Consider the following 23,890-nt stretch of genomic DNA (forward strand, 5'->3'; position numbering starts at 1 on the left):
TGGATGTGGCTGCGCGTCGAGAGCTCTGGATGTCAGGCATGCGTGGTTTGTTTGCAATCGTGCATGTGCGATCAGCAGGTCATCGGGGGCGGTGGCGCTGTAGGGGGCTCTGGTTGGAAAGCGTTTGATCTGCTGCTTGGTTGCAGGGCCCTTGCCCGCCCACCATCGCAGGACACGCCGCAAGTACGTCCGTGTAGGCTCTTACGCGGCATCCATGCCGCGTAAGGTCCCGCGACGGTGGGCGGGCAAGGACCAGTCACGATGGTCGGGGTGCATGGTTTTAAACAAGGCAACCAATCAACTGCTTAGTGAGGACACCGCGCCCGCGACCGACCAGTTTCTCTCAACCCAAGGCGCGCGCGGTGTTGATCACGTTGATGCCATCGAAGCGCGCCGTGGACGACCCGTGCGAGACCGCTGATACCTGGCTGGGTTGGCCCTTGCCGTCGAAGAACGAGCCGCCCAGGCGGAAATCGCGTTGATCGCAGACCGCGCTGCAGGCATTCCAGAATTCCGGCGTGCGGATCTGGTAGGCGCCGTCTTCCACCAGGCGCGTGACCTGGCCGTTCTCGATTTCGTAGAACAACTGCCCGCCGAACTGCGCGTTGTAGCGCTGCTGATCGATCGAATACGAGCCGCGCCCGTGGATGTACAACCCACGCTCGACGTTCTTGATCATGTCGGCAACAGCCAGCGGCGTCTTGCCTGCCGCCAGCGAGACGTTGGGCATGCGCTGGAACTGCACGCTGGACCACGAGTCGGCATAGCTGCAGCCATCGGATGCCGTCTTGCCGAGCAGATGTGCCTGATCGCGCGTGCATTGGTAATCGACCAGGATGCCGTCCTTCACCAGCTCCCACTGCTTGCCCTTGACGCCCTCATCGTCGTACCCCACTGCGCCCAGGCTGCCGGGCTGAGTGCGGTCGGCGACGAAGGTCACCGCATCGCTGCCCCAGCGGAAACCGGCATCGCGCTTGTCCAGCGTGGCAAAACTGGTGCCGGCGTAATTGGCCTCATAACCGAGCACGCGATCGAGCTCGAGCGGGTGGCCCACCGACTCGTGGATGGTGAGGAACAGGTTGCTCGGGTCGATCACCAGATCGTACTTGCCGGCCTTCACCGACGGTGCGGTGAGTTTGGCGCGTGCCTGCTTGGCGGCGGCGATCGCATCCTCGCGCGCGTCGTAACTGTGGCCGTAGCCGATGAGTCCGCCAGGCAACCGGTGCTTCTGGCTGGCATCGCCATCCAGGTATTCGTAACCCATGCCCATCGGCGAGGACAGCCCGTCGCGGGTGCGGAACTTGCCGCTGGCCTTGTCCACCGCGGTGACGGTGAACGGTAGCCACAACCGGTGCACGTCCTGATCGATATAGGAGCCATCGCTGCTGGCGAAGTACTTCTGCTCGTTGATCGCAAACAGGCGCGAAGCCACGAACGTGGCGCCGGCAGTGAGCGCGGCCGCGTTGACGTCCATCAGCAGCGCCACCTTGTCCTGCAGCGGCACCTCCATTGCATTCTTCCTGATCGGCGTCTTCCAGCTGACCTGTCCGGCCGGCGTCACCGGCGCCAGCTGCACCGGCGAGCCACCCAGCCGCGCGTTGGCCTTGGCGATCGCCACCGCCTGGCGGGTGGCGGTGGCCACGCCATCGCTGGTCAGCGTGTTGGTGGCCGCAAACCCCCACGCGCCATCGGCCAGCACGCGCACGCCCACACCGCTGGATTCGGCGTTGACCACGTTCTCCACCTGCGCCTCGCGGGTGATCACGAACTGGCGCAGATAGCGGCCCACGCGCACATCGCAATAACTGGCACCGGCCGCCTTGGCGGTGCTGAGCGCGGTATCGGACAAGCGACGGCTGCGCGCGGCATCGTTGGGTGTGAGCAACTGCTCGGCCGCGATCAGGCGCGTGTTCGGCAGCAGCAGCCCGGCAGCACCGATGCCGGACAAGGTGAGGAAGGTACGACGGTCCACGGCGGTTCTCCGTTGAAGGCCAGCGGCACGACTCCCCGCCGCGCCAGCCCCCGAGACTGGCCCGTGCAGGCGACGGCGGTCAAGGGGGCAATGCCGGCCTGGCGTCAGGCAACTCCAGCTGCAAAGCGGAGACATCGGCAGCGTCGGCAGGGCCGTGGCGCGAAGGCCGTGCCGGCATGCCGGGCTCGGCCGCCGTTACCGAAGCAACCGAAAGGTCGTTCGCAGATGATCGACAAACACCGGCGGATTCTCCATTGCCGCAAAATGTCCGCCCCGCTCCGCTTCGCCGAAAAAGCGGAGGTCGGCAAAGCGTCGCTCTGCCCAGCGCCGGGAAATGCGCACCTGCTCCCCGGGAAACATGCTGATGCCGGTGGGTGTGGGCATTGGATGCGAAGGCATCTCCGCCATCGCCTCATGCGCGGCTTCCCAATACAGGCGTGCAGAGCTGGGCCCTGCGTTCGGGAGCCAGTACAGCATGATGTCGTCGATGAGGTGGTCCAGGGCGAACACGTTCTCCGGTTCGCCGTCGCTTTGTGAGACGTCCTGAAAGAGTGCATAGATCCATGCAGCCAGGCCTACCGGGGAGTCAGCCAAACTGAAGCCCACCGACTGCGGCCGTGTGCTTTGCAGCTTCATGTAGCCGGAAAATTCCGCGTAGTAGCGCTGGGCGTCTTCCAGCATCTTCTGCTCGCCCGGTGTGGCCTCGGCGATGTCCTGCGTGCTGGGTTCGAACATCACCATGTTCAGATGGAGACCCCGCAAGCCGGGTGGCTGCATGAATCCAAGCGCGGTGGTGATCGCACTGCCCCAATCGCCGCCCTGTGCGGCCCAACGCTCGCCATAACCCAGACGGCGCATCAGTTCGACCCATGCGGCAGCTGTGCGCCCGACGCCCCAGCCACGGGCGGTTGGCTTTGCAGAGAAACCAAAGCCAGGCAAGGATGGGATGATGAGATGGAAGGCGTCCGACGCCTGCCCGCCATGGGCCACCGGATCGCTCAAGGGGCCGATCACCTCGCGGAATTCGAGCACCGATCCGGGCCACCCGTGCGTCAGCAGCAACGGAAGCGCGTCTGGCTCCGGCGAGCGGACATGCAGGAACTGGATCTCCAGTCCATCGATCGTGGTGCGACTACTGTTCCAGCCGTTCAATAACCGCTCGGTCGCACGCCAGTCGTAGCCAGACTGCCAGCGGTCCACCAGGCGCCGGATGCGCTCGCTTTGCGGGCCCTGGCTGTGGTCCTCCACGGTTTCCTTACTCGGCCACCGCGTTTGCCTGAGCCGGTGTGCGAGGTCATCCAGCTCGGCCTGTGCAACCTGGATGTGGAATGCTGCAATGCCATCGCGCATCTCAAGACTCCCGTACGTACGTATTGGCCAGTGTCTGGCGGGCTGTTTGCCAGGAGCGCGCACCGTAGCGATCGTTATCCAGTGGGACCAATTTGCCGCGCCCGCTCATCATGTCGCGCAGATATTGCATGCCCTGCCAGGGAGGGAAGGGATCATCGCTTGCGGGCGTGAGTGCACGCACCGCACTGATGATTGCCGACATCGTCCCGAGCCCGCCCGGCCTGAGCGTGCGATAGCGCTGCCCGGTGAGTTGGGTGAGCAGTTGCGCGATGTCGTTGGGCGAAATGCTGTTGCCGGCAATGCGCAGGTCCCGTGGTGCCGTGGAATCCAGTGCCGCCGCCGCCGTGTAGCTGGCAACGTCATCTTTGGCGGTGAAATCGAGCTGCTGGTCGGCGTCGCCAAAATGCATGACGCGACGGCCCGGCACCACAAGGCGCGCACTGCCCTCGAGAAGCTCCAGAAAACCGCCGCACAGAACCGAGGTGGCCGCGATCGGCGCGGCATCCAGTTGGTCTCTGAACCGGCGCCGCAAATCCAGGTTTCGATTGTCGCCCGGCCGTGTCTTCGTATAGTCCAGCGAGAAATCAGACGGGATGAAGCGAGGCACGCCGGCACTGACCGCTGCATGCAACAGCTTTCCCTGTTGACCCAGCATGACGTCTTCCAGGCCGTTGAGCGCGGAAACGACGCATGCCGCATTCCCGACCGCTTCACGCAACGAGTTGGCGTCTTCCATCTCGACGTAGCGGATCGTGATGTTCCTGCGTTGCAAGGCCGCAATACGGTCCTTGCCTGCGCCTTGCCGAACAAGCGCAACCACCGCGGCGCCCTGGTCCTGCAGGGCAAAGGCGATGCGGCAACCCAGGTCGCCGGTGGCGCCTGCAACAACGATTGGGGATCTCACATCTGACGTCACGATTTGCCTCTCGCTTGGGTCTTTTGCGCCAACGACGGCAACGGGAACTGCAACAGAAGATGCGAGCTGTCTGTCACGCAGCACCCAGGCCATTCGCCGGCTTGGCAGACCACGCAGCGAATAACTGAACGATAACGTTCAGTTGATGGCAATGCAAGCGGCGTGTAAGTTTTCGTGCATGAAAGCGGTCAAGCAAAAATCAAAAGGCGGACGGCCGCCACTCGATAAGGCGGGCGATGTCGAACGGCGCTTACTCGATGCGGCACTGCAACTTTTCCTGGAACGCGGGTTCGAGCACACCTCGTGCGAGGACATCGCGCGGCTAGCAGGCGCGGGCAAGGCAAGCTTTTACGCGCGCTATGCCAACAAAGACGCCATCTTCGAGGCGGTGGTCCGTCGCGATGTCGACACCCAGCCGCTGCCTGCCGCAGCCAGCGTCCCCATGGATCTGGAGGGGCGCCTGAGACACGCAGGACAAGGAATACTTGCGCATGCATTACAGCCCCAGACGGTGGCCATGATGCGCCTGGTCGTCGGCACCTCCATCCGCGCGCCGGCGCTTGCCGCTGAAGTCAACCGCATCGGCTGGGAGGGCGGGCTACGACGCGTGCAGATGACGATCCTGGACGGCCCGGATCAACCGGCCAATCCGTCTGCGTTGGCAAGCCACTTCGTCGACCTGGTGTTCGCCCCGCACCAACTGCGCGCGCTGCTGGGCGAACACCCGGACGACCTGGTCGCCACCGCATCGGCCCGTGTGGAGTGGGCGCTTGCACTTCTCAAGGATGCTGGCCAGCTGGAGACCGGAAGTCCTCAGTGACACCCTGGAATTGCAGGAATCCTTGTACAACGCAGCGGAACGCCGCGACAGTCCCCACGCATGGCGATGGGGCTCCATGGAACCGGCATCCGGAATCAGGTCTCGGATGCCGCGCCCGTAGGGCCGCTAAAAAGACCTGAAATATCAGCCTTGTGCGTTATCAAACTCAAGGTGATAGCGCGTGGCCTCGTTCACTTCGTTCTTCGACCCCAAGAACACCGGCACACGCTGATGCAGCTGCGTCGGCTGGAGGTCCAGGATGCGCTCGCGCCCGGTGGTGGCTGCGCCGCCGGCCTGTTCCACCAGCATGCTCATCGGGTTGGCCTCGTACATCAGGCGCAGCTTGCCCGGCTTGGACGCGTCCTTCTTGTCCCAGGGGTAGATGAAGATGCCGCCGCGGGTGAGGATGCGGTGCACGTCGGCGACCATGCTGGCAATCCAGCGCATGTTGAAGTCCTTGCCGCGGGTGCCGTCCTTGCCGGCCAGCAGGTCGCTGACATAGGACTGCATGGCCGGTTCCCAGTGGCGCTGGTTGGACATGTTGATGGCGTATTCGGCGGTGTCTTCGGGCACGCGCATGTTGGCCTGGGTCAGCAGGAAGCTGCCTTCCTCGCGCTCCAGGGTGAAGGCGTGGGTGCCGTGGCCGAGCGTGAGCACCAGCATCGTGCTGGGGCCGTAGATGCAGTAGCCGGCGGCAACCTGCTGGGTGCCCGGCTGCAGGAAGTGCTCGTCGCCGGGCTTCTCGGTGCCCTTGGGCGCGCGCAGCACCGAGAAGATGGTGCCCACCGAGACGTTGACGTCGATGTTGGAGCTGCCATCCAGCGGATCGAACAGCAGCAGAAAATCGCCGCTGGGGTACTGGTCGGGCACCGGCTGGCTGTGATCCATTTCTTCCGACGCGCACGCAGCCAGGTGGCCGCCCCAGGCGTTGGCTTCGAGCAGGATGTCGTTGCTGAGCACGTCGAGCTTCTTCTGCGCCTCGCCCTGCACGTTACCGGTGCCGGCATCGCCGAGCACGCCGCCCAGGGCGCCCTTGCTCACGGCGATGGAAATGCGCTTGCAGGCGCGCGAGACGATGGTGATCAGCTGGCGCAATTCCGGGTCGATACGGCCGGCGTGTTGCTCTTCGATCAGGAAGCGGGTCAGCGAGGGACGCGACATGGGAGCGGGCAGCCTGTGTAGGAAGTGGTCCGCCATTGTCGCCATTGCGCCGTTAGATTTCGATCACTGGATGCGCGTTTTGCAGCAAACCTGATCGAACATGCGCGAATGTGGTGCCCAAGACTGGGGTTGCCGACATGTACCACGCGGTCTTGGCGCAGCTCTGCACACGCGCAGGAGCTGCGAACACGCATAAAAAAACCGGGAGGCTGGCGCGCTCCCGGTTTGCAGGCGTCGGCCGCGGTGGCCGATCGCGATGCGCTCGCTTACATGCGGCTGACGGTGGCCACGGCCTGTGCCACGTAGTCCAGGTTGCGCTGGCTCAGCGCGGCCACGCAGATACGGCCGGTGCCGACGGCGTAGATCGCGAATTCCTCGCGCAAGCGGTCCACCTGCGTTCTGGTCAGGCCCGAGTACGAGAACATGCCCGCCTGGCGCTGGATGAAGTCGAACTCCGGCGCGCCCAGCGTGGCCAGCTTGGCCACCAGGCCCGCACGCAGGGCGTGGATGCGCTCGCGCATCTCGGTCAGCTCCTGCTCCCACAGATCGCGCAGCTCCGGGCTGGTCAGCACGCCGGCCACCAAAGCGGCGCCATGCGTGGACGGGCTGGAGTAGATCGTGCGGATGATGCGCTTGACCTGCGATTGCACGGCCTTGGCTTCGGCCGCAGTGGCCGAGACCACCGACAGCGCGCCCACGCGCTCGCCATACAGCGAGAACGACTTGGAGTACGAGCTGGCGACCACGTAGCTGTCGATGCCTTCGGCAGCGAGCAGGCGCACCGCATACGCATCGGCCTCGATGCCCTTGTCAAAGCCCTGGTAGGCGATGTCGACGAACGGGAACAGGTTGCGTTCCTTCAACAGCCCGGCAACCTGCTTCCACTGCTCTTTGCTCAGGTCCGCGCCGGTCGGGTTGTGGCAGCAGGCGTGCAGCAGCACCACCGTGCCCGGTTCGAGTTTTGCCAGGTCGGCGAGCATGCCGTCGAAGTTCAGCCCATGGCTGGCGGCATCGAAATAGGTGTAGTCCACGACCTCGAAGCCGGCCGCGCCGAACACTGCGCGATGGTTTTCCCAGCTCGGGTTGCTGATGGCGATGGTGGAGGTGGGCAGCAGCTTCTTGAGCAGGTCCGCGCCCACGCGCAAGGCGCCGCTGCCGCCGACGGTCTGCGAGGTCGCCACGCGGCCGGAGGCCACCAGCGCCGACTCGGCGCCGAACAGCAGCTCCTGGGTGGCCTTGTCATAGGCGGCCAGGCCGTCGATGGGCAGGTAGCCGCGCGGTTTGGCGTCCAGCGCGAGCTGCTGCTCGATCTTGTGCACGGCGCGCAACAGCGGGATACGCCCGTTTTCGTCGTAATAGATGCCCACGCCCAGGTTGACCTTGTTGGGGCGGCTGTCGGCGTTGTAGGCCTCGGTCAGGCCCAGGATGGGGTCGCCTGGAACCTGTTCCACGTTTGCAAAGAAGGACACGGCATGACTCGCTGAAGGACGAAAGAGTGAGGGACTTCCGGGATGCTCGGCCGCGGCTGGGCCAAACCACTTCATCGTAGCAGCCCATGGCCGGCGTAGCATGCTTCGTTCCGTACGCAACGATGCGGCCACAGTACGGATGAGGGACACTACGCCCATGCCCAGACTTACCTTGTTGGCCGCCGCCTGCGGCCTGTTCGCCACGAGCGCCGCGCCGCCCGTCCTGGCCGCCGATCCGGCGCCGCCCGCCTCCACGCCGATCCAGCGATTGCCCACCGTGCAGGTGGACGCCGCACGCGTGCGCGGGGTGGACGACTTCGACCTGCCGGCCTCCTTCACCGTGGTGGCGGCCGATGCCGACAACCGCCGCGGCGCGCAGGTGTCCGAGCTGCTGGACGGCATCCCCGGCCTGGTGGCGCGCGATCGCCAGAACTACGCGCAGGACACCCAGCTGTCGATCCGCGGCTTCGGTGCGCGTTCCACCTTCGGCGTGCGCGGCGTGCGCCTGCTGGTCGACGGCATCCCGGCCAGCATGCCCGATGGCCAGGGCCAGCTCTCGCACTTCAACGTGCTGGGCGCCGAGCGGGTGGAAGTGCTGCGCGGGCCGTTTTCGGCGCTGTACGGCAACTCCTCCGGCGGCGTGCTGCAGCTGTGGAGCGCTGACGGCGCGCCGGGCGACCCGTGGCGGCTGCGCGCCACCTATGGCAGCAATGCCACCGTCAACACGGGTGCGCAATTGCTCGGCCAGCAGGGCGCGGTGCACTACAACCTGGCCGCCAATCATTTCGAAACCGACGGCTTCCGCGCCCATAGCCGCGCAAAGCGCGATTCGGTCAACGCCAAGCTCGGCTTCGATCTGGCCGAGGGCCGCCGGCTGGACCTGGTGCTCAACTATCTGGACGCACCGGATGCGCAGGACCCGCTCGGCCTGACCCGCGCGCAGTTCAATGCCGACCCGGCGCAGGCCACGGCGGTGGCCACCCAGTTCAACACCCGCAAATCGGTGCGCCAGTCGCAGGCCGGCGCCATCTTCACCCAGCAGTTCGACAGCCAGACGCTGCGGCTGATGGCCTACGGCGGGCAGCGCAGCGTGGAGCAGTTCCTGGCGATCCCGGTGGCGGTGCAGCGCAACCCGCTGCATTCGGGCGGGGTGATCGATCTGGACAGCAATTACGAAGGTGCCGACGCACGCTGGGCCTGGCAGGGCGAGGCGCTGGGCCGGCCGTTGCAGCTGACCGTGGGCGCGAACGTCGATCGCCAGCGCCAGCACCGCACCGGTTACGAAAACTTTGTTGGCGACACGCTCGGCGTCAAGGGCGCGCTGCGCCGCAACCAGCGCGACCAGGTCGAGAACGTGGACCAGTTTGCGCAGGCGTGGTGGCAATGGAGCGCGCGCTGGTCCGCCTTGTTGGGCGTGCGCCATAGCCAGGTGCGCTTCGACTCGGACGATCACTACATCCTCGGGCGCAATCCCGACGACAGCGGCCAGCGCGATTATTCGGCAACCACGCCGGTGGCCGGCATCGTGTTCCGTGCCGCCGAGGACCTGCGTTTCTACGCCTCGGTCGGCCGCGGTTTCGAAACGCCCACCTTCAACGAGCTCGGTTATCGCAGCGATGGCGGCGCCGGCCTGGCGCTGGATCTGGGCGCGGCGACCAGCCGCAACTACGAGATCGGCAGCAAGTGGCGCGCGCAGAGCGGCGCAGCGGTGGAAGTGGCGCTGTTTCGCGCCGACACCGACGACGAACTGGCCGTGGCCAGCAACACCAATGGCCGCAGCACCTATCGCAACATCGGTGCCACCCGCCGCCAGGGCGCGGAGCTGAGCTGGAATCAACCGGTGGGCACCACCCAGCAGCTGCAGCTGGCCTACACCTTCGTCGATGCCACCGTGCGCGATGGCTACCTCACCTGCGCCAGCAGCGGCTGCGCCACGCCCACCGCGCCGGTGGCCAGCGGCGCGCGCCTGCCGGGCGTGCCGCGCCAGCAGCTGTTCGCGCGCTGGCAGTGGCAGCCGGCGCAGTGGCAGTTCGCCGCCGAAACGGTGGCCTCCGACGCCACCGTGGTCAACGACCTGGCCAGCGAGCGTGCGCCCGGCTACGCGCTGGTCAACCTGGAAGCCTCCCGACGCTGGACCACTACGCTGGGCGGGCTGCGCACCTTCGCCCGCATCGACAATGCGCTGGACCGGCACTACATCGGCTCGGTGATCGTCAACGACGGCAACGGGCGCTATTACGAACCGGGTCCGGACCGCACCTACACGGTTGGCCTGCAATGGGATTTCGGCGGCTGAGCCGTCAATGGGCGGTGCGTGCACACCACCGCCCACACCGCCCGTAGGAGCGCACCCGGGCGCGACAAAGCCGTCCCGCCAACGCGCGCGTCGCCACGGCGATGCGCCTCCAATAAACGCTCGGCCTGCAGCGTGCTTTCGGCGGCTGATCCGGCCGCAGGCGGTGCGCATTCAACAACATGCACACCGCCCGTAGGAGCGCCCCCGGGCGCGACAAAGCCATCCCGCCAACGCACGGTCTGCCATCGACACGTCACACCTATGACCACCACATCAGGCCCCACCATGATCGTCATCGATCACGCCCCCGCAGACTGGTTTCTGCTGCGTGCGGACAACCGCTACTGGCTGGACATCAACTGCACGATCTCGGCCACCGGCTTCTCGCTCCTGCTGGCGTTGAACGCAACCGAGCAGGCCGACGTGCTGGCAGACGGGCATGCCGCCTGCGCACGGCTGGCCGCGCAGGTACAATGGCGGCCGCACGACTTTGCCGCGCGTGATGTCAGCGCCAGCCACGGTGCGCAGGTCATCGCAGCGGTGCGGGCGTGGCGCGCGGCAGACGCCAGCACCGCACGCGCATGAACCCATCGCGCCGGGCAAACCGCTTGCGCTGTTCGCCGCGCGGCTGCAATGCGCCGCGTTGATGCAGCGGTGACTGCCGGCAATGCGATGCACTAAGCTTGCAAGCGCATTCCCCGCACAAGGATGTTTCCGTTGAACACGCGCTACGCCCCGATCGATTTCAGCGACAAGCTCGCCCTGCTGTCGCAGCACTGGTCCCCGCGTGTCGTCGCGGAGATGAACGACTACCAGTTCAAACTGGTCAAGCTGCAAGGTGCGTTCGTGTGGCATCAGCATGCGGACACGGACGAGGTGTTCATCGTGCTTGACGGCAACATGACTATCGAGTTTCGCGACGGCGTGGTGGCGCTGTCGGCCGGGCAGATGCACGTGGTGCCCAAGGGTGTCGAACACCGCCCGGCGGCGGAGCACGAATGCAGCGTGCTGCTGGTCGAGCCGCGCGGCGTGGTCAATACCGGCGATGCGGGCGGCGCATACACCGCAGACAACGACGTCTGGATTTGATGGTTGTGCAATGCGTGCTGGTGCACGGCGGCCGATCCGGCGCCTGGTTGCGGAGCCCTCGCCGCGTGCACGCAATGATGCGCTGCAGCGCAACGTCCACCACGGCGCGGGGAAACACGGCTGCGCTGCAATGACGCAGCGCAACAGCGCATGACATGACATTGCGCTAGCGCTCGCGCGGGTATACACGTGCGCATCGGACCACCTCCGCAGGAGACCATGATGAACGCGCTTGCCTCTGCAAAACCGCTCAACACCGACCCGCAGTCCATCTTTAAACCGCGTTATGACAACTTCATCGGCGGCCAGTGGGTGACGCCGCACAGCGGCCAGTACTTCGACAACACCACGCCGATCAACGGCAAGGTGTTCACCTCGATCGCGCGCTCCAACGCGCAGGACATCGAAGCCGCACTGGATGCGGCGCATGCGGCCAAGGACGCATGGGGCAAGACTTCCACCACCGAGCGCTCCAATGTGCTGCTCAGGATCGCCGACCGCATCGAACAGAATCTGGAGCTGCTCGCCTATGCCGAGACCTGGGACAACGGCAAGCCGGTGCGCGAGACGCTCAATGCCGATGTGCCGCTGTGCGTGGATCATTTCCGCTATTTCGCCGGCGCCATCCGCGCGCAGGAAGGTGGCATCTCCGAGATCGACAGCGACACCATCGCCTATCACTTCCACGAACCGCTCGGCGTGGTCGGGCAGATCATCCCGTGGAATTTTCCGCTGCTGATGGCGTGCTGGAAGCTGGCACCGGCGCTGGCCGCCGGCAACTGCGTGGTGATGAAGCCGGCCGAGCAGACCCCGGCCTCGATCCTGGTGTTGATGGAGGTGATCGGCGACCTGTTGCCGCCGGGCGTGCTCAACGTGGTCAACGGCTTCGGGCTTGAGGCCGGCAAGCCGCTGGCCAGCAACCCGCGTATCGCCAAGATCGCCTTCACCGGCGAAACCACCACCGGCCGGCTGATCATGCAATACGCCAGCCAGAACCTGATCCCGGTGACGCTGGAGCTGGGCGGCAAGTCGCCCAACATCTTCTTTGCCGATGTGATGGCCGAAGACGACGATTTTCTCGACAAGGCGGTGGAAGGCTTCGTGCTGTTCGCCTTCAACCAGGGCGAGGTGTGCACCTGCCCCTCGCGCGCGCTGATCCAGGAATCGATCTACGACAGGTTCATGGAAAAGGCGCTGGCACGCGTGGCCGCGATCAAGCAGGGCAACCCGCTCGATCCCAACACCATGGTCGGCGCGCAGGCCTCCAGCGAGCAGCTGGAAAAGATCCTGTCCTATATCGACATCGGCAAGCAGGAAGGCGCGCAGGTGTTGATCGGCGGCGAGCGCAATACGCTCGATGGCGAGCTGGCCGAGGGCTTCTACGTCAAGCCAACGGTGTTCAAGGGCCACAACAAGATGCGCGTGTTCCAGGAAGAAATCTTCGGGCCGGTGGTGTCGGTGACCACCTTCAAGGACGAGGCCGAGGCGCTGGCGATCGCCAACGACACGTTGTACGGCCTGGGTGCCGGTGTGTGGAGCCGCGATGCGTCGCGCCTGTACCGGATGGGCCGCGCGATCCAGGCCGGGCGCGTGTGGACCAACTGCTACCACGCCTACCCGGCGCATGCCGCGTTCGGCGGCTACAAGCAGTCGGGCATCGGCCGCGAGAATCACAAGATGATGCTCGACCATTACCAACAGACCAAGAACCTGCTGGTGAGCTATTCGCCGAAGGCGCTAGGGTTTTTCTGATGCGTAGGCCCGCTACTGCTCGACTGCAATGCGTGATGGATCGGGCACAGGAACGCCGGGCCGCTGCACCGGCTGTTCATGAACCGCGCACGCGCGAATTGACCTCGATCAAGGCACGGCGTCCTCAAGGCGCCTAGGGTGGGCCGCACTATCAGTGCGGAGTGCAGCATGGACACGACAATGAAAGCGGCGGTGGTGCGCCAATTCGGCGCACCACTGGTGATCGAGGAAGTGCAGGTGCCGCGGCCCCAGGCCGGCGATCTGCTGGTCAAAATCCAGGCCTGCGGGGTCTGCCACACCGATCTGCACGCCGCGCAGGGGGACTGGCCGGTCAAGCCGAATCCCCCATTCATCCCCGGCCATGAAGGCGTGGGCTATGTGGTGGCGGTGGGTGCGGGCGTGCGTCACGTCAAGGAAGGCGACCGCGTCGGCATCCCGTGGCTGTACTCGGCCTGCGGGCATTGCGAGCACTGCCTGGGCGGCTGGGAAACCCTGTGCGAGGCGCAGCAGAACAGCGGCTACTCGGTCAACGGCGGCTTCGCGCAGTACGCGCTGGCCAATGCCGATTACGTCGGGCATCTGCCCGCCACCCTGGGGTTTGTCGAGGTCGCGCCGATCCTGTGCGCGGGTGTCACCGTCTACAAGGGCCTGAAGGTCACCGATACCAAGCCGGGCCAGTGGGTGGTGATTTCCGGCATCGGCGGGCTCGGCCATCTGGCGGTGCAGTACGCCAGGGCGATGGGCCTGCACGTGGCGGCGGTGGACGTGGACGACGCCAAGCTGGCACTGGCCAGGCGCCTGGGCGCCACGGTGACGGTCAATGCGCGCACCACCGATCCGGTGGCGTACCTGAAGAAGGAAATCGGCGGCGCACACGGCGCCTTGGTCACCGCGGTATCGCCCAAGGCGTTCGAGCAGGCGATCGGCATGGTGCGGCGTGGCGGTACGGTGTCGCTCAACGGCCTGCCACCGGGCCAGTTCCCGCTGGACATCTTCGGCATGGTGCTCAATGGCGTGACCGTGCGCGGCTCGATCGTCGGCACCCGGCTGGACCTGCAGGAGTCGCTGGCCTTCGCCGAGCAGGGCAAGGTCGCGGCGACCGTGGCCACCGACACCCTGGACAACATCAACGAGGTGTTCGCGCGCATGCACGCCGGAACGATCGAGGGGCGTATCGTGCTCGACATGGCGGCCTGACCGCGCCGCAGGAGGCAGACGATGCAGGGCACCACTACGCAGACAGACCCACCCTTGCAGGTGATGGCCACGCTGGCGGCGTTGCAGCTGATCGATACGCTGCGCGCACGCCACGGCGATGTGCTGTTCCATCAATCCGGCGGCTGCTGCGATGGCTCCTCGCCGATGTGTTTCCCGGTGGGCGACTTCATCGTCGGCGACCGCGACGTGCTGCTGGGCGAGATCGGCGGCGCGCCGTTCTACATCAGCCCCTCGCAGTTCGAATACTGGAAGCACACCCAGCTGATCATCGATGTGGTGCCGGGGCGCGGTGGCATGTTCTCGCTGGAAAACGGCGAGGGCGTGCGCTTTCTGGTGCGCTCGCGCCTGTTTGCCGATGAGGAATTTGCCCAGCTGCAGCGGGCAGGCCGGGCGTAACCCTCGCCCGCCTGGCGGTGCTGCCGGGCGGGGAATCAGCCGGCTGGTTTCAGCGGTCTGCCACGGTCGACGGCGCGGTGCCCGGCGTCTTGGCCGGGGTGTCGCCATCGGCAGGAACCAGCGTGTCGGGCGCATCGCCGGCACCGCGGTCTTCATAGTGTTCGGCATCGCGCTTGCCGTGCTGTTCGCCCGGCTGGGTCGGTTGGTCGCGCAGTGGGTCGCGGGACATGCGGTGCTCCTGGTCATGGGGATGGATGCGCAGTTCACCGCGCGCCTAGTGAAGGGGACGCAGTGGCTGCTGCAGACGCACGGCTCACGCATGGATCACGGTGGCCGCGCTACAGCTATGGGTCAACTCACACAACACCCGGAGTCACACGCCGATGGCACGACCGATCTGGACCGGAACGCTCTCGTTCGGCTTGCTCAATGTGCCGGTGTCGTTGATGTCGGGCGAGCGCAAGGTGGATCTGCATTTCCGCATGCTCGATTCGCGCGACAAGAAGCCGATCCGCTTCGAGCGCGTCAACGCCGACACCGGCGATGAGGTGCCGTGGAAGGAGATCGTCAAGGCGTTCGAGTACGACAAGGGCAGCTATGTCATCGTCGAAGAGCAGGACATCCGCTCGGCCTCGCCGGAAAGCCACGAGACGGTGGAAGTGGAAACCTTTGTCGACGCCGCCGATATCGACCCGCGTTATTTCGAAAAGCCTTACATCCTGGTGCCGGGCAAGAAGGCCGAAAAAGGCTATGTGTTGCTGCGCGAGACGCTGCGCGATACCGGCAAGGTGGGCATTGCCAAGGTGGTCATCCGCACGCGCGAATACCTGGCTGCGGTGATGCCGCAGGGCGATGCGTTGATCCTGCTGCTGCTGCGCTACCAGCAGGAAGTGGTGGACCCGCAGGACTTCAAGCTGCCGGCCGGCGCGGTGGGCGAGTACCGCATCACGCCCAAGGAACAGGAGATGGCCAAGCAGCTGATCGAGTCGATGTCCGGCACCTGGCAGCCGGAGGATTACCACGACGAGTTCCGCGGCAAGCTCGAGCAGATCCTGCGCAAGCGCATCCAGGCCAAGGGCGGCACCACCACCGTGGATGTCGAGCCACCGCAGCACGAAGACGCCAGCACCAATGTGGTCGACTTCATGTCGCTGCTGCAGAAGAGCCTGCAGGCCAATACGCGCACGCCGGCCAAGAAGAGCAGCGCGCCGGCGACGGGGTCGGCCAAAAAGACCGCCACCAAGAAAGTGGCCAAGAAGGCCACCAAGAAGACCGCGGCCAAGGCCACCAAGGCCACCAAGACCACCGCCAGCAAGGCGGCGCCGCGCCGCAAGGCCGGCTAGGCCCCGCCCATGTCATTGCACGATTACAACGCCAAGCGCCGCTTCGACCAGACCCCGGAGCCGGCCGGCGACACGCCGGCGCGCGCCAGCAAGCAGCCGATCTTTGTCGTGCAGTTGCACCACGCCAGCTCGCGCCATTACGACTTCCGTCTGGAAGCCGACGGCGTGCTCAAGAGTTGGGCCGTGCCGAAGGGCCCATCGTTGCGCGTGGGCGAAAAGCGCCTGGCGGTTCAGGTGGAGGACCACCCGCTGTCGTACGCCAGCTTCCAGGGTGATATTCCGCAGGGCCATTACGGCGCCGGGCATGTGGACGTGTTCGACCACGGGCATTGGCAGTGCGAAGGCGATGCGTTGGCGGCACTGGAAGCCGGCAAGCTGGAGTTCGAACTACAGGGCAAGTTGCTGCGCGGCGGTTTTGCATTGGTGCGCACGCAGATGCGCGGCGGCAAACCGCAATGGCTGCTGTTCAAGCGCAGCGATGCGCACGCCGCAGATCTGGATGCCGATGCGCTGGTGGCGCAGCAGGCCGCTGGCGCATCGGCTGCAGTGGCGCCGGCAACCCGTGCCAAGGCTAGCCGGGCGCGGCGTGCGCCGGCAGCAACGGCGAGCGCCGAGACAACTGCAGCCGGCAAACGCGCGCGCCCGGCGCGTGCGGACGCCAGGCAATGGCGTACCCGCGCCCTGGCGCTGGACGGCGCGCGCGATGCGCCATGCCCAACCGAGCTGCGCGCGCAACTGACCTTGCTGCGCGAGCAGGCGCCGGATGGCGAGCGCTGGTTGCACGAGATCAAGTGGGACGGCTACCGCCTGCTGGCCGACATGGTCGATGGCCAGGTGCAGCTGCGCTCGCGCAACGACCAGGCCTGGACACAGCGCTTCCCGGACGTGGTGCGCGCAGTGCAGGCCCTGCCGGTGCGCGATGCGCGCCTGGATGGCGAGCTGGTGGTGCTGGACGCGCAAGGGCGCAGCGATTTTTCGGCATTGCAACGCGCGCTCGATGGCAGCGTCACGCAACCGCTGCGCTACATCGTGTTCGACCTGCTCGGCGTGGCCGGGGTGGATCTGCGCGATACCCCGCTGCTGCAACGCAAGCAGTTGCTGCACGATTTGCTGGGCGATGTGCCGGGCACGCTGGCGTTTAGCGACCATGTGATCGGCCACGGCCCGGAGGTCTTTGCGGCCAGCGCCGGCACCGGCTGGGAAGGCATCGTCAGCAAACTCGCCGATGCGCGGTATCGCGAAGGGCGCAGCGCCGATTGGGTCAAGACCAAGCACGAAGACAGCGACGAGTTCGTGGTGGTGGGCTACACCGACCCGAAGGGCGCGCGCAGCGGCTTCGGCGCCTTGCTGATGGCGCAGCGCGAGGGCAAGACGCTGCGTTACGTCGGGCGTGTGGGCACCGGCTTCGACGATGCCTTGCTCGGCAAGATCACCGCGCTGTTGCAGGCGCTGCATAGCGACACCGCCACGCTGGAATTGCCGACGCATATCCCGGGGCGGCCACGCGATGTGCATTGGGTACGGCCGGTCTTGATCGCCGAGGTCGCCTTCCGCGGCTGGGCGAAGGAAGGCCTGCTGCGGCAGGCCGCGTTCAAGCGTCTGCGCGAGGACAAACCCATGAGCGAGTTGGGCGGCGACCGCGCCGCGCCGGGCCAGGCGCGTGCTGCAGGTAAAGGCAGTGCTGCGACAGCGACCGCCGCACCTGCGCCCAAGGCGGCGACGAAGAAAACATCCAAAACGACGGTCGACGCCTCCACCAGCACCGCCAGCAAGCGCGTGCGGTCGATTGCATCGAAGAGGACTGCGACCACGACATCCAGAAAGGCTGCAGCGTCCACGTCCGCGGCCTCCAAATCCACCACATCAAAGTCCACTGCATCCAGATCCACTACGTCCAAATCCACCGCCACGTCGACGGACGGCATCACCATCACCCATCCCGAGCGGGTGGTGTTTCCCGCAGCGGGCATCAGCAAGGGCGATGTGGCCGACTACTACCGCGCAGTGGCGCCGCTGGTGCTGGCAGAGATCGCACGCCGTCCCTTGTCGCTGCTGCGCTGCCCCGATGGTGCCGGTGGCGACTGTTTCTTCCAGAAGCACGAAGGCCGCCACCTGGGCACGCATATCAAGGCGATTCCGCTGCAGCAGAAGAGCGGCACCGAGGACTACATCTACGTCGAAGATGCCGCCGGCCTGCTTGAGCTGGTGCAGATGAACACGCTGGAGCTGCATCCCTGGGGCGCGCAGGTCGACGATGCGGAGCATCCGGACCGGCTGGTGTTCGACCTGGACCCCGGCGACGGGGTGTCCTGGGCCGACGTGGTGGCGGCCGCGCGCGACATCCGCGCCAAGCTGCGCAGTGCCGGCCTGGAGAGCGCGGTGCGCCTGTCCGGCGGCAAGGGCCTGCACGTGGTGGTGCCGATCGTGCCGGAAGCGGACTGGGAACAGGCGCGTGATTTCTGCGAGGCCTTCGCCCAGGCACTGGCCACGCACGCCCCGGACCGTTACGTGGCCACCATGAGCAAGGCCAAGCGCCACGGCGTGATCTTCGTCGACTGGCTGCGCAACGGGCGCGGCAATACCAGCGTGTGTTCGTGGTCGCTGCGTGCGCGCGAAAAGGCCACCGTCGCCGTGCCGCTGCGCTGGGAAGAACTCGGCAAGATCAGCGGCCCGGACGCCTTCCCGATGGACAAGGCACTGCAACGGGCCAGGCGTCAGCGTGCAGATCCCTGGGAATCGGTGCTGGCGTTGCAGCAATACTTGCCCACCGGCGACGACAACCACTAAGAGCAGCCCACAAGACGACTGCGCCGCCACCAGGCGGGCGCGGTCGATGCTCGGAGCCGGCATGTAACGCGTACATCGCGGGTCCTGCGCGCAGCCCGCACCGACCCGACGACTGCTCGCTTATGCGATCAGATACGCATCACGCACACAGCCTGACCAAGCACACCGACCATCTCGACAGGTCCTTGCCCGCCCACCGTCGCGGGACCTTACGCGGCATGGATGCCGCGTAAGCGCCTACACGGACGTCCTTGCGGCGTGTCCTGCGAGGGTGGGCGGGCAAGGGCCCTGCAGCCAAGTCGCAGATCACCCGCTCTCAGCTACCAACGCATCCCAAATCCCGAATCCCGAATCCCGAATCCCATCAAGGCGAGACCGCGTTCTCCCGCGTCACCCGGCTCAACGCATCGCTGCTGATCTCGGCAATCGAATGGGTGCCGGTCAGGGTCATCGCCACGCGCATCTCGCGCTCGATCAGGGTCAGCAGATTCTCCACGCCTGCCTGGCCACCGGCCGCCAGCGCATAGACGAACGCGCGCCCCAGCAGCACCGCATCGGCGCCCAGCGCCAGCATGCGCACCACGTCCAGGCCGCTGCGGATGCCCGAGTCGGCCAGGATCTTCAGCTGCCCCTTCACCGCATCGGCAATGGCCGGCAATGCGCGCGCGCTGGACAGCACGCCGTCGAGCTGGCGGCCGCCATGGTTGGACACCACGATGCCGTCGGCGCCGAAGCGCACCGCATCGCGCGCATCGTCCGGGTCCAGGATGCCCTTGATCACCATCGGCCCGGTCCAGAACTCGCGGATCCATTCCAGGTCTTTCCAGGCGATGGACGGGTCGAAGTTGGCGCCCAGCCAGCCGATATAGTCCTGCAGGCCGGTCGGGCTGCCGCGGTAGGTCGAGATATTGCCCAGATCGTGCGGGCGACCCAGCAGGCCCACGTCCCAGGCCCAGCGCGGATGCGTCACCGCCTGCAGCATGCGCCGCAGCGACGCGTTGGGCCCGCTCATGCCCGAGTGCGCATCGCGGTAGCGCGCGCCCGGCGTGGGCATGTCCACGGTGAACACCAGCGTGGTCACCCCGGCCGCCTTGGCGCGCTCCAGCGCGTTGCGCATGAAGCCGCGGTCCTTGAGCACGTACAGCTGGAACCACATCGGCCGCGTGATCGCCGGCGCCACTTCCTCGATCGGGCACACCGACACTGTGGACAACGTAAACGGGATCCCGCGCGCGGCCGCCGCGCGCGCGGCCTGCACTTCGCCTCGCCGCGCATACATGCCGGTCAGCCCGACCGGCGCCAACGCCACCGGCATCGCCAGCGTCTCGCCGAACAGCTCGGTGCCCAGGCTCAGGTCCGCCATGTTGCGCAGCACCCGCTGGCGCAGCGCGATATCGGCCAGATCCGCGACATTGCGCCGCAAGGTGTGCTCGGCGTACGCCCCGCCATCGATGTAGTGGAACAGGAACGGCGGCAGGCGCGCCTGCGCGGCGGCACGGTAGTCGGAAGCGGCGGAAATGATCATCGAAGACGAACGGCAGCGGCGGGGTAGCCGCTGAGTGTAAGACCATCGGTGTGGCCGGTGGACCGCTGCGCGATCTGCAGGACGCAAGCCCGGCAAGGCCCAGCGCAGTGGTGCTGCGCCGCTGCCTTATCAACTCTCACCACACCAGCGGCAGCAAGCGCCGGCTCTGCGCTGCATAAGCCGGGTAAGCCAGCGGAAAGGCACGCTGCAATGCGGCCTCTTCGATACGGATGCGGTGCAGAAAGACCCAGGTCACCGGCACCACGATCGCCGCCACCGACAACGCATTGCCCATGCCAAGCGCCAGCCCGTAAAAGGCCATCAGCGCGCCGGTATAGGAGGGATGGCGCAGCCAGCGATACGGGCCGCTGCGCACCAGCTGGTGATCGGGCTGGATGGTCACATCCACCGTGAACCAGCGCGCCAGTACCTGGATGGCCCACACGCGCAGCGCCAGCCCGCTGCCGATCAAGGCGCAGCCGGCCCATTGCAGCGGCGCGCCCCAACCCTGCGGCCAGTGGGCCAGGCCGCTGTAGGCCAGTGCCACCGCAACGGCCACCGCCGCAGACAACACGCGCCACAGGTGTTGCAGGGTGCCTTGATCGTGCGCGCCACCGTCGCCGGCACGGCGGCGGCGACTGAGCAGCAGTTCGTAGCCGCCCCATAACAGATTGAGCGCAAGAAACAGACTGGAAGCGGACATGGCGTGACTCCGTAGCGATGGGTGGGCTGGTGATGCCAGTGTGTGCACGCGCCGTATGGATCGCAGGGGCCGCAGGTCATCGATCGCACCTGCCGGAAGTCACTTTCTGCACGCGCACCATTGCCGAGTGGCCGCGCGGCCGTCAGCATCGCCGCATGCATTCTTCCCTGAGTCATCTCTCGCATCCGCTGCGGCTGGCCGGTGCGTTCACCATTGCGGCGGTGGCGTTGTCGTTCATGCCCGATGCGTCACCGCAGGGCGCCTGGCGCTGGGGCGTGCTGACCGGCTTCACCGCCTTGTTCCTGCTGCACACCGTGTTGCCGTCGCTGCATGCCTTGCGCACTGCCGCCACGCTGCTGCAGGCGGTCCTGGCCTTGCTGCTGGTGTGGATGGAGCCGCGTGCCGGCACCGCCCCGGTGCTGCTGGTCATGCTGGTCGCGCAGGCGGGCATGACCTGGCCGCCGGTGCGCGTGCTGTTGCTGGCGCTGGCATTGAACGCGGGCATGTATGCGCTGCTGGTGCAGGCCGGGTTCGAGCGCCCGTGGTTGATCGTCGGCATCTATGCCGGTTTCCAGGCCTTCGCCGCGCTGACCGCGCATTACGCGCGCAGCGCCGAGCGTGCACGCGATGCGCTGGCCTACGTCAATGCCGACCTGCTGGCCACCCGCGCGCTGCTGGCCGACAGCGCGCGCGATGCCGAGCGCCTGCGCCTGGCGCGCGAGCTGCACGACGTGGCCGGGCACAAGCTCACCGCCATGCGCATCAACCTGCGCCTGCTCGGTGCCGACCCGGCGTTGGCGCGGCGCGACGAGGTCGCGGTGGTGGAGCAGCTGTCGGCCGAACTGCTGTCGGACATCCGCAACGTGGTGCAGTCGCTGCGCGACGATCAGGGCCTGGACCTGCAGACCGCCTTGCGCGCGCTGGCCGCACCGTTCCCGCGCCCGGCGCTGCGCCTGCAGATCGACCCGGCCGTGCGCATCACCGATGCCCGCGTGGCCGAACTGCTGTTGCGGCTGGTGCAGGAGGCGCTGACCAACGCGGTGCGGCATGCCGACGCCAACGAGGTCGCGGTGCACCTGCAGTGCGTGGATGCGCAGCTGCAGGTGGACATCTGCGACGATGGCCGCCGCGCCGAGCGCATCCGCGAAGGCAACGGCATCACCGGCATGCGCGAACGCCTGGCCGCCCTGCACGGGCAGCTTGAGCTTGGCCGCACGCCCACTGGCGGCATGCACCTGATGGCGAGGCTACCGGCATGAGTGCACATCGCATCGCGCTGGCCGACGACCAGATCCTGGTCCGCGCCGGCCTGCGCGCGCTGTTGCAGCAACAGGGCGTGGAGGTGGTCTGCGAGGCCGACGACGGCCAGGGCCTGCTGGACGCGCTGGTCAGCACCACGGTGGACGTGGTGCTCAGCGATATCCGCATGCCCGGCGTGGACGGCATCCAGGCGCTGCAGCAACTGCGCGCCCGTGGCGACCGCACCCCGGTGCTGCTGCTGACCACCTTCGACGACAGCGACCTGCTGCTGCGCGCCACCGAAGCCGGCGCGCAGGGCTTCCTGCTCAAGGACGCCGCCCCGGAAGACCTGCGCGAGGCGATCGAGCGGGTGGCCCACGGCGAGACCCTGCTGCAGCCGGTCAGCACCGACCCGGTGCGGGCGCGCTACCAGTTCCGCGACCAGCAGCCCCCGCGCGAGACCTTCAGCGAGCGCGAGGTGGCGATCCTGCGCCTGCTCGCCGGCGGCTATTCCAACAAGGAGATCGCCCGCACCCTGTTCCTGGCCGAAGGCACGGTGAAGAACTACGTCTCCACCATTCTGGAAAAGCTCGGCACCCGCGACCGCACAAGGGCGGTGTTGAAGGCGATCACGTTGCGGGTGATTTGAGGGTGGGGATTGGGGAGTCGGGATTGGGGATTGGTCAGAGCGGACTCAGGAATCGGGAATCGGGAATCGCAGGAGCGGGAGGTGGGGGTTGGGGTGAGGGTACGGGGGGCGAAGTCGCTCCTGGAATGAGATGCCACGAGGCTTCGCCCGTACCCTCATCCGCCCCTGCGGGGCACCTTCTCTCGCAGGGAGAAGGAAGAGCCGGCGGTCAGCCCGGAGCGTTTGGCGTCTGCCCCTCGCTGACCGAGCTCACTGTTGTTGGTGCTGGCGTTGGCCCATTCCTCCCAGTCGAAGGGCGGTCCTCCCAGCCGAAGGGCGGTGGCTCTAGAGCGCTGCCACTGCCGCATGCGGGAACTGGCGCAACGCTTGGACACATCGCCACCATGGTGGATGACGCTGTCTCCCTAGATTGCATGCCATTGTTTCATAAGGAATTTGCCGGCTTCGGCAGGATTGGGTAGCAACCGTAAGGTTGCCGTCAGGTCGTGTGGGCGGCCAGGCGGGAAGGTCGTCCGGCGGCCACCGAGGTCGCTCGGGGACGCGCCGCGCTCCGGTCCGCTGCGGAGTCCGTCATGCGCCTGGTCCGGTATCTGTTCGTGTTGATCGTCGTGCTGTCCACCAGCGCCTGGGCGGCGCCCACCCAGGCCGACTTGCCGATCGCCTGGTTCCAGGCCGCGCTGCACACCCAGCCGCCAACCGAGCGCGACCTGCGCGTCGGCGTGGCGCTTTGCGAGCTGACCGCGCAGGGCGCGGCGGCCCGAACCTGCGACAGCTTGTCCGCCCATACCGACCAGGGCGGTTGCAGCCCGGGCCCGGCCTGTCGGTCATGGGCAGGGCGCGGCGTTGGCAGCACCCATCGCATCGGCACCGGCATGCCCGGCGCGTGGTCTAGCCGCGGCCAGTTCAAGGTGGCTTTCAGCAACGGCTCCGAGCGCGATGACCGGCTGCACCCAGTGGCGCCGCACTGCACTACCGGCCTGGCGGACGCGCCGGCCGGCATCCAGCCGCGCGCGCGGGACTGTGTGGGATAAGTAAGAACGTCGCCAGGCGACGCGGGCGACACCGCGGCAGGCCTGCCTGCCGCCATCTACGGTTGGCCGGAGCGCCCGGCAACGCGCACGCCAGCCAGCTCGCAGCGAGATATATCGCGACCGCCAGGAGTCTCCTCCGTGGCAACTGGTCCAGTGTGCAGGTCGACCTTAGGT

The 23,890-nt window shown here is 66.7% G+C and carries 20 protein-coding genes; 12 read left to right on the forward strand and 8 right to left on the reverse strand.

Annotated features, from left to right (window positions below; all coding sequences use genetic code 11):
• Positions 1–343 precede the first annotated feature (343 nt).
• The 3 genes from ABQ137_RS00900 to ABQ137_RS00910 all read right to left on the reverse strand — a co-directional run bounded on the left by ABQ137_RS00900 (position 344) and on the right by ABQ137_RS00910 (position 4,238).
• Positions 344–1,972, reverse strand: coding sequence for a TldD/PmbA family protein (locus ABQ137_RS00900; protein WP_180968548.1), 1,629 nt, complete (start codon positions 1,970–1,972; stop codon positions 344–346).
• 195 nt (positions 1,973–2,167) lie between these two features.
• On the reverse strand, positions 2,168–3,322 hold the full coding sequence (locus ABQ137_RS00905) for an epoxide hydrolase family protein (RefSeq protein ID WP_349780962.1): 1,155 nt from the start codon (positions 3,320–3,322) through the stop codon (positions 2,168–2,170).
• Position 3,323: 1 nt separating this feature from the next.
• Complete coding sequence (locus tag ABQ137_RS00910) at positions 3,324–4,238, reverse strand: NmrA family NAD(P)-binding protein (RefSeq protein ID WP_349781489.1); 915 nt, start codon at positions 4,236–4,238, stop codon at positions 3,324–3,326.
• 178 nt (positions 4,239–4,416) lie between these two features.
• Here ABQ137_RS00910 and ABQ137_RS00915 point away from each other — a divergent pair, with 178 nt between their 5' ends.
• Positions 4,417–5,058, forward strand: coding sequence for a TetR/AcrR family transcriptional regulator (locus ABQ137_RS00915; RefSeq protein ID WP_184515251.1), 642 nt, complete (start codon positions 4,417–4,419; stop codon positions 5,056–5,058).
• Between the two features lie 144 nt (positions 5,059–5,202).
• Here ABQ137_RS00915 and ABQ137_RS00920 read toward each other — a convergent pair whose 3' ends face one another.
• The gene (locus tag ABQ137_RS00920) at positions 5,203–6,219 is read right to left on the reverse strand and encodes a class 1 fructose-bisphosphatase (protein ID WP_024940474.1); all 1,017 of its coding nucleotides are present in this window, start codon (positions 6,217–6,219) and stop codon (positions 5,203–5,205) included.
• Between the two features lie 266 nt (positions 6,220–6,485).
• Positions 6,486–7,688, reverse strand: a complete 1,203-nt coding sequence (locus tag ABQ137_RS00925) for an amino acid aminotransferase (RefSeq protein ID WP_102250676.1) — start codon at positions 7,686–7,688, stop codon at positions 6,486–6,488.
• 157 nt (positions 7,689–7,845) lie between these two features.
• Between ABQ137_RS00925 and ABQ137_RS00930 the strand changes: the two genes are divergently transcribed.
• From ABQ137_RS00930 to ABQ137_RS00955, 6 genes are all read left to right on the forward strand, one after another.
• Positions 7,846–9,984: a TonB-dependent receptor family protein gene (locus ABQ137_RS00930; RefSeq protein ID WP_349780963.1), complete on the forward strand. Its 2,139-nt coding sequence runs from the start codon at positions 7,846–7,848 to the stop codon at positions 9,982–9,984.
• Between the two features lie 285 nt (positions 9,985–10,269).
• Positions 10,270–10,569, forward strand: coding sequence for a hypothetical protein (locus tag ABQ137_RS00935; RefSeq protein ID WP_104577484.1), 300 nt, complete (start codon positions 10,270–10,272; stop codon positions 10,567–10,569).
• Between the two features lie 123 nt (positions 10,570–10,692).
• Complete coding sequence (locus ABQ137_RS00940) at positions 10,693–11,073, forward strand: cupin domain-containing protein (RefSeq protein ID WP_039517928.1); 381 nt, start codon at positions 10,693–10,695, stop codon at positions 11,071–11,073.
• Positions 11,074–11,295: 222 nt separating this feature from the next.
• Positions 11,296–12,825 (forward strand): aldehyde dehydrogenase, encoded by a 1,530-nt coding sequence (adh, locus tag ABQ137_RS00945; protein ID WP_184515260.1) that lies wholly within the window; start codon positions 11,296–11,298, stop codon positions 12,823–12,825.
• A 168-nt stretch (positions 12,826–12,993) separates the two neighbouring features.
• On the forward strand, positions 12,994–14,022 hold the full coding sequence (gene adhP, locus ABQ137_RS00950) for an alcohol dehydrogenase AdhP (RefSeq protein WP_349780964.1): 1,029 nt from the start codon (positions 12,994–12,996) through the stop codon (positions 14,020–14,022).
• A gap of 21 nt (positions 14,023–14,043) precedes the next feature.
• Positions 14,044–14,439 carry a DUF779 domain-containing protein gene (locus ABQ137_RS00955; RefSeq protein ID WP_016902914.1) on the forward strand — a complete coding sequence of 132 codons (396 nt, stop codon included), beginning with the start codon at positions 14,044–14,046 and terminating at the stop codon, positions 14,437–14,439.
• 49 nt (positions 14,440–14,488) lie between these two features.
• Here the strand turns inward: ABQ137_RS00955 and ABQ137_RS00960 are convergent, their stop codons facing one another.
• On the reverse strand, positions 14,489–14,668 hold the full coding sequence (locus tag ABQ137_RS00960) for a hypothetical protein (protein WP_024940466.1): 180 nt from the start codon (positions 14,666–14,668) through the stop codon (positions 14,489–14,491).
• A gap of 154 nt (positions 14,669–14,822) precedes the next feature.
• Between ABQ137_RS00960 and ku the strand changes: the two genes are divergently transcribed.
• Together ku and ligD are read left to right on the forward strand one after the other, a co-directional pair.
• The gene (ku, locus tag ABQ137_RS00965) at positions 14,823–15,782 is read left to right on the forward strand and encodes a non-homologous end joining protein Ku (protein ID WP_047129870.1); all 960 of its coding nucleotides are present in this window, start codon (positions 14,823–14,825) and stop codon (positions 15,780–15,782) included.
• 9 nt (positions 15,783–15,791) lie between these two features.
• Entirely contained in the window at positions 15,792–18,569 is a 2,778-nt protein-coding gene (gene ligD, locus ABQ137_RS00970; protein ID WP_349780965.1) for a DNA ligase D, read from the forward strand.
• Between the two features lie 364 nt (positions 18,570–18,933).
• Here the strand turns inward: ligD and lldD are convergent, their stop codons facing one another.
• Positions 18,934–20,094 (reverse strand): FMN-dependent L-lactate dehydrogenase LldD, encoded by a 1,161-nt coding sequence (gene lldD, locus ABQ137_RS00975; RefSeq protein ID WP_054591797.1) that lies wholly within the window; start codon positions 20,092–20,094, stop codon positions 18,934–18,936.
• Between the two features lie 136 nt (positions 20,095–20,230).
• Positions 20,231–20,797 carry a methyltransferase family protein gene (locus ABQ137_RS00980; RefSeq protein ID WP_104544221.1) on the reverse strand — a complete coding sequence of 189 codons (567 nt, stop codon included), beginning with the start codon at positions 20,795–20,797 and terminating at the stop codon, positions 20,231–20,233.
• A gap of 59 nt (positions 20,798–20,856) precedes the next feature.
• On the opposite strand from ABQ137_RS00980, the gene ABQ137_RS00985 reads away from it, so the two are divergent.
• From ABQ137_RS00985 to ABQ137_RS00995, 3 genes are all read left to right on the forward strand, one after another.
• A complete protein-coding gene (locus ABQ137_RS00985) occupies positions 20,857–22,056 on the forward strand; it encodes a sensor histidine kinase (protein WP_349781491.1) in 1,200 nt (399 codons plus the stop codon).
• The gene (locus tag ABQ137_RS00990) at positions 22,053–22,685 is read left to right on the forward strand and encodes a response regulator transcription factor (protein WP_024939865.1); all 633 of its coding nucleotides are present in this window, start codon (positions 22,053–22,055) and stop codon (positions 22,683–22,685) included. Before ABQ137_RS00985 ends, ABQ137_RS00990 begins: the two co-directional genes overlap by 4 nt.
• Before the next feature lie 572 nt (positions 22,686–23,257).
• Positions 23,258–23,716 carry a hypothetical protein gene (locus tag ABQ137_RS00995; protein ID WP_349780966.1) on the forward strand — a complete coding sequence of 153 codons (459 nt, stop codon included), beginning with the start codon at positions 23,258–23,260 and terminating at the stop codon, positions 23,714–23,716.
• The last annotated feature ends 174 nt before the right edge of the window (positions 23,717–23,890 follow it).

The sequence above is a fragment of the Xanthomonas sp. WHRI 8393 genome, assembly GCF_040203315.1.
Classification (GTDB): Bacteria; Pseudomonadota; Gammaproteobacteria; order Xanthomonadales; family Xanthomonadaceae; genus Xanthomonas; species Xanthomonas arboricola.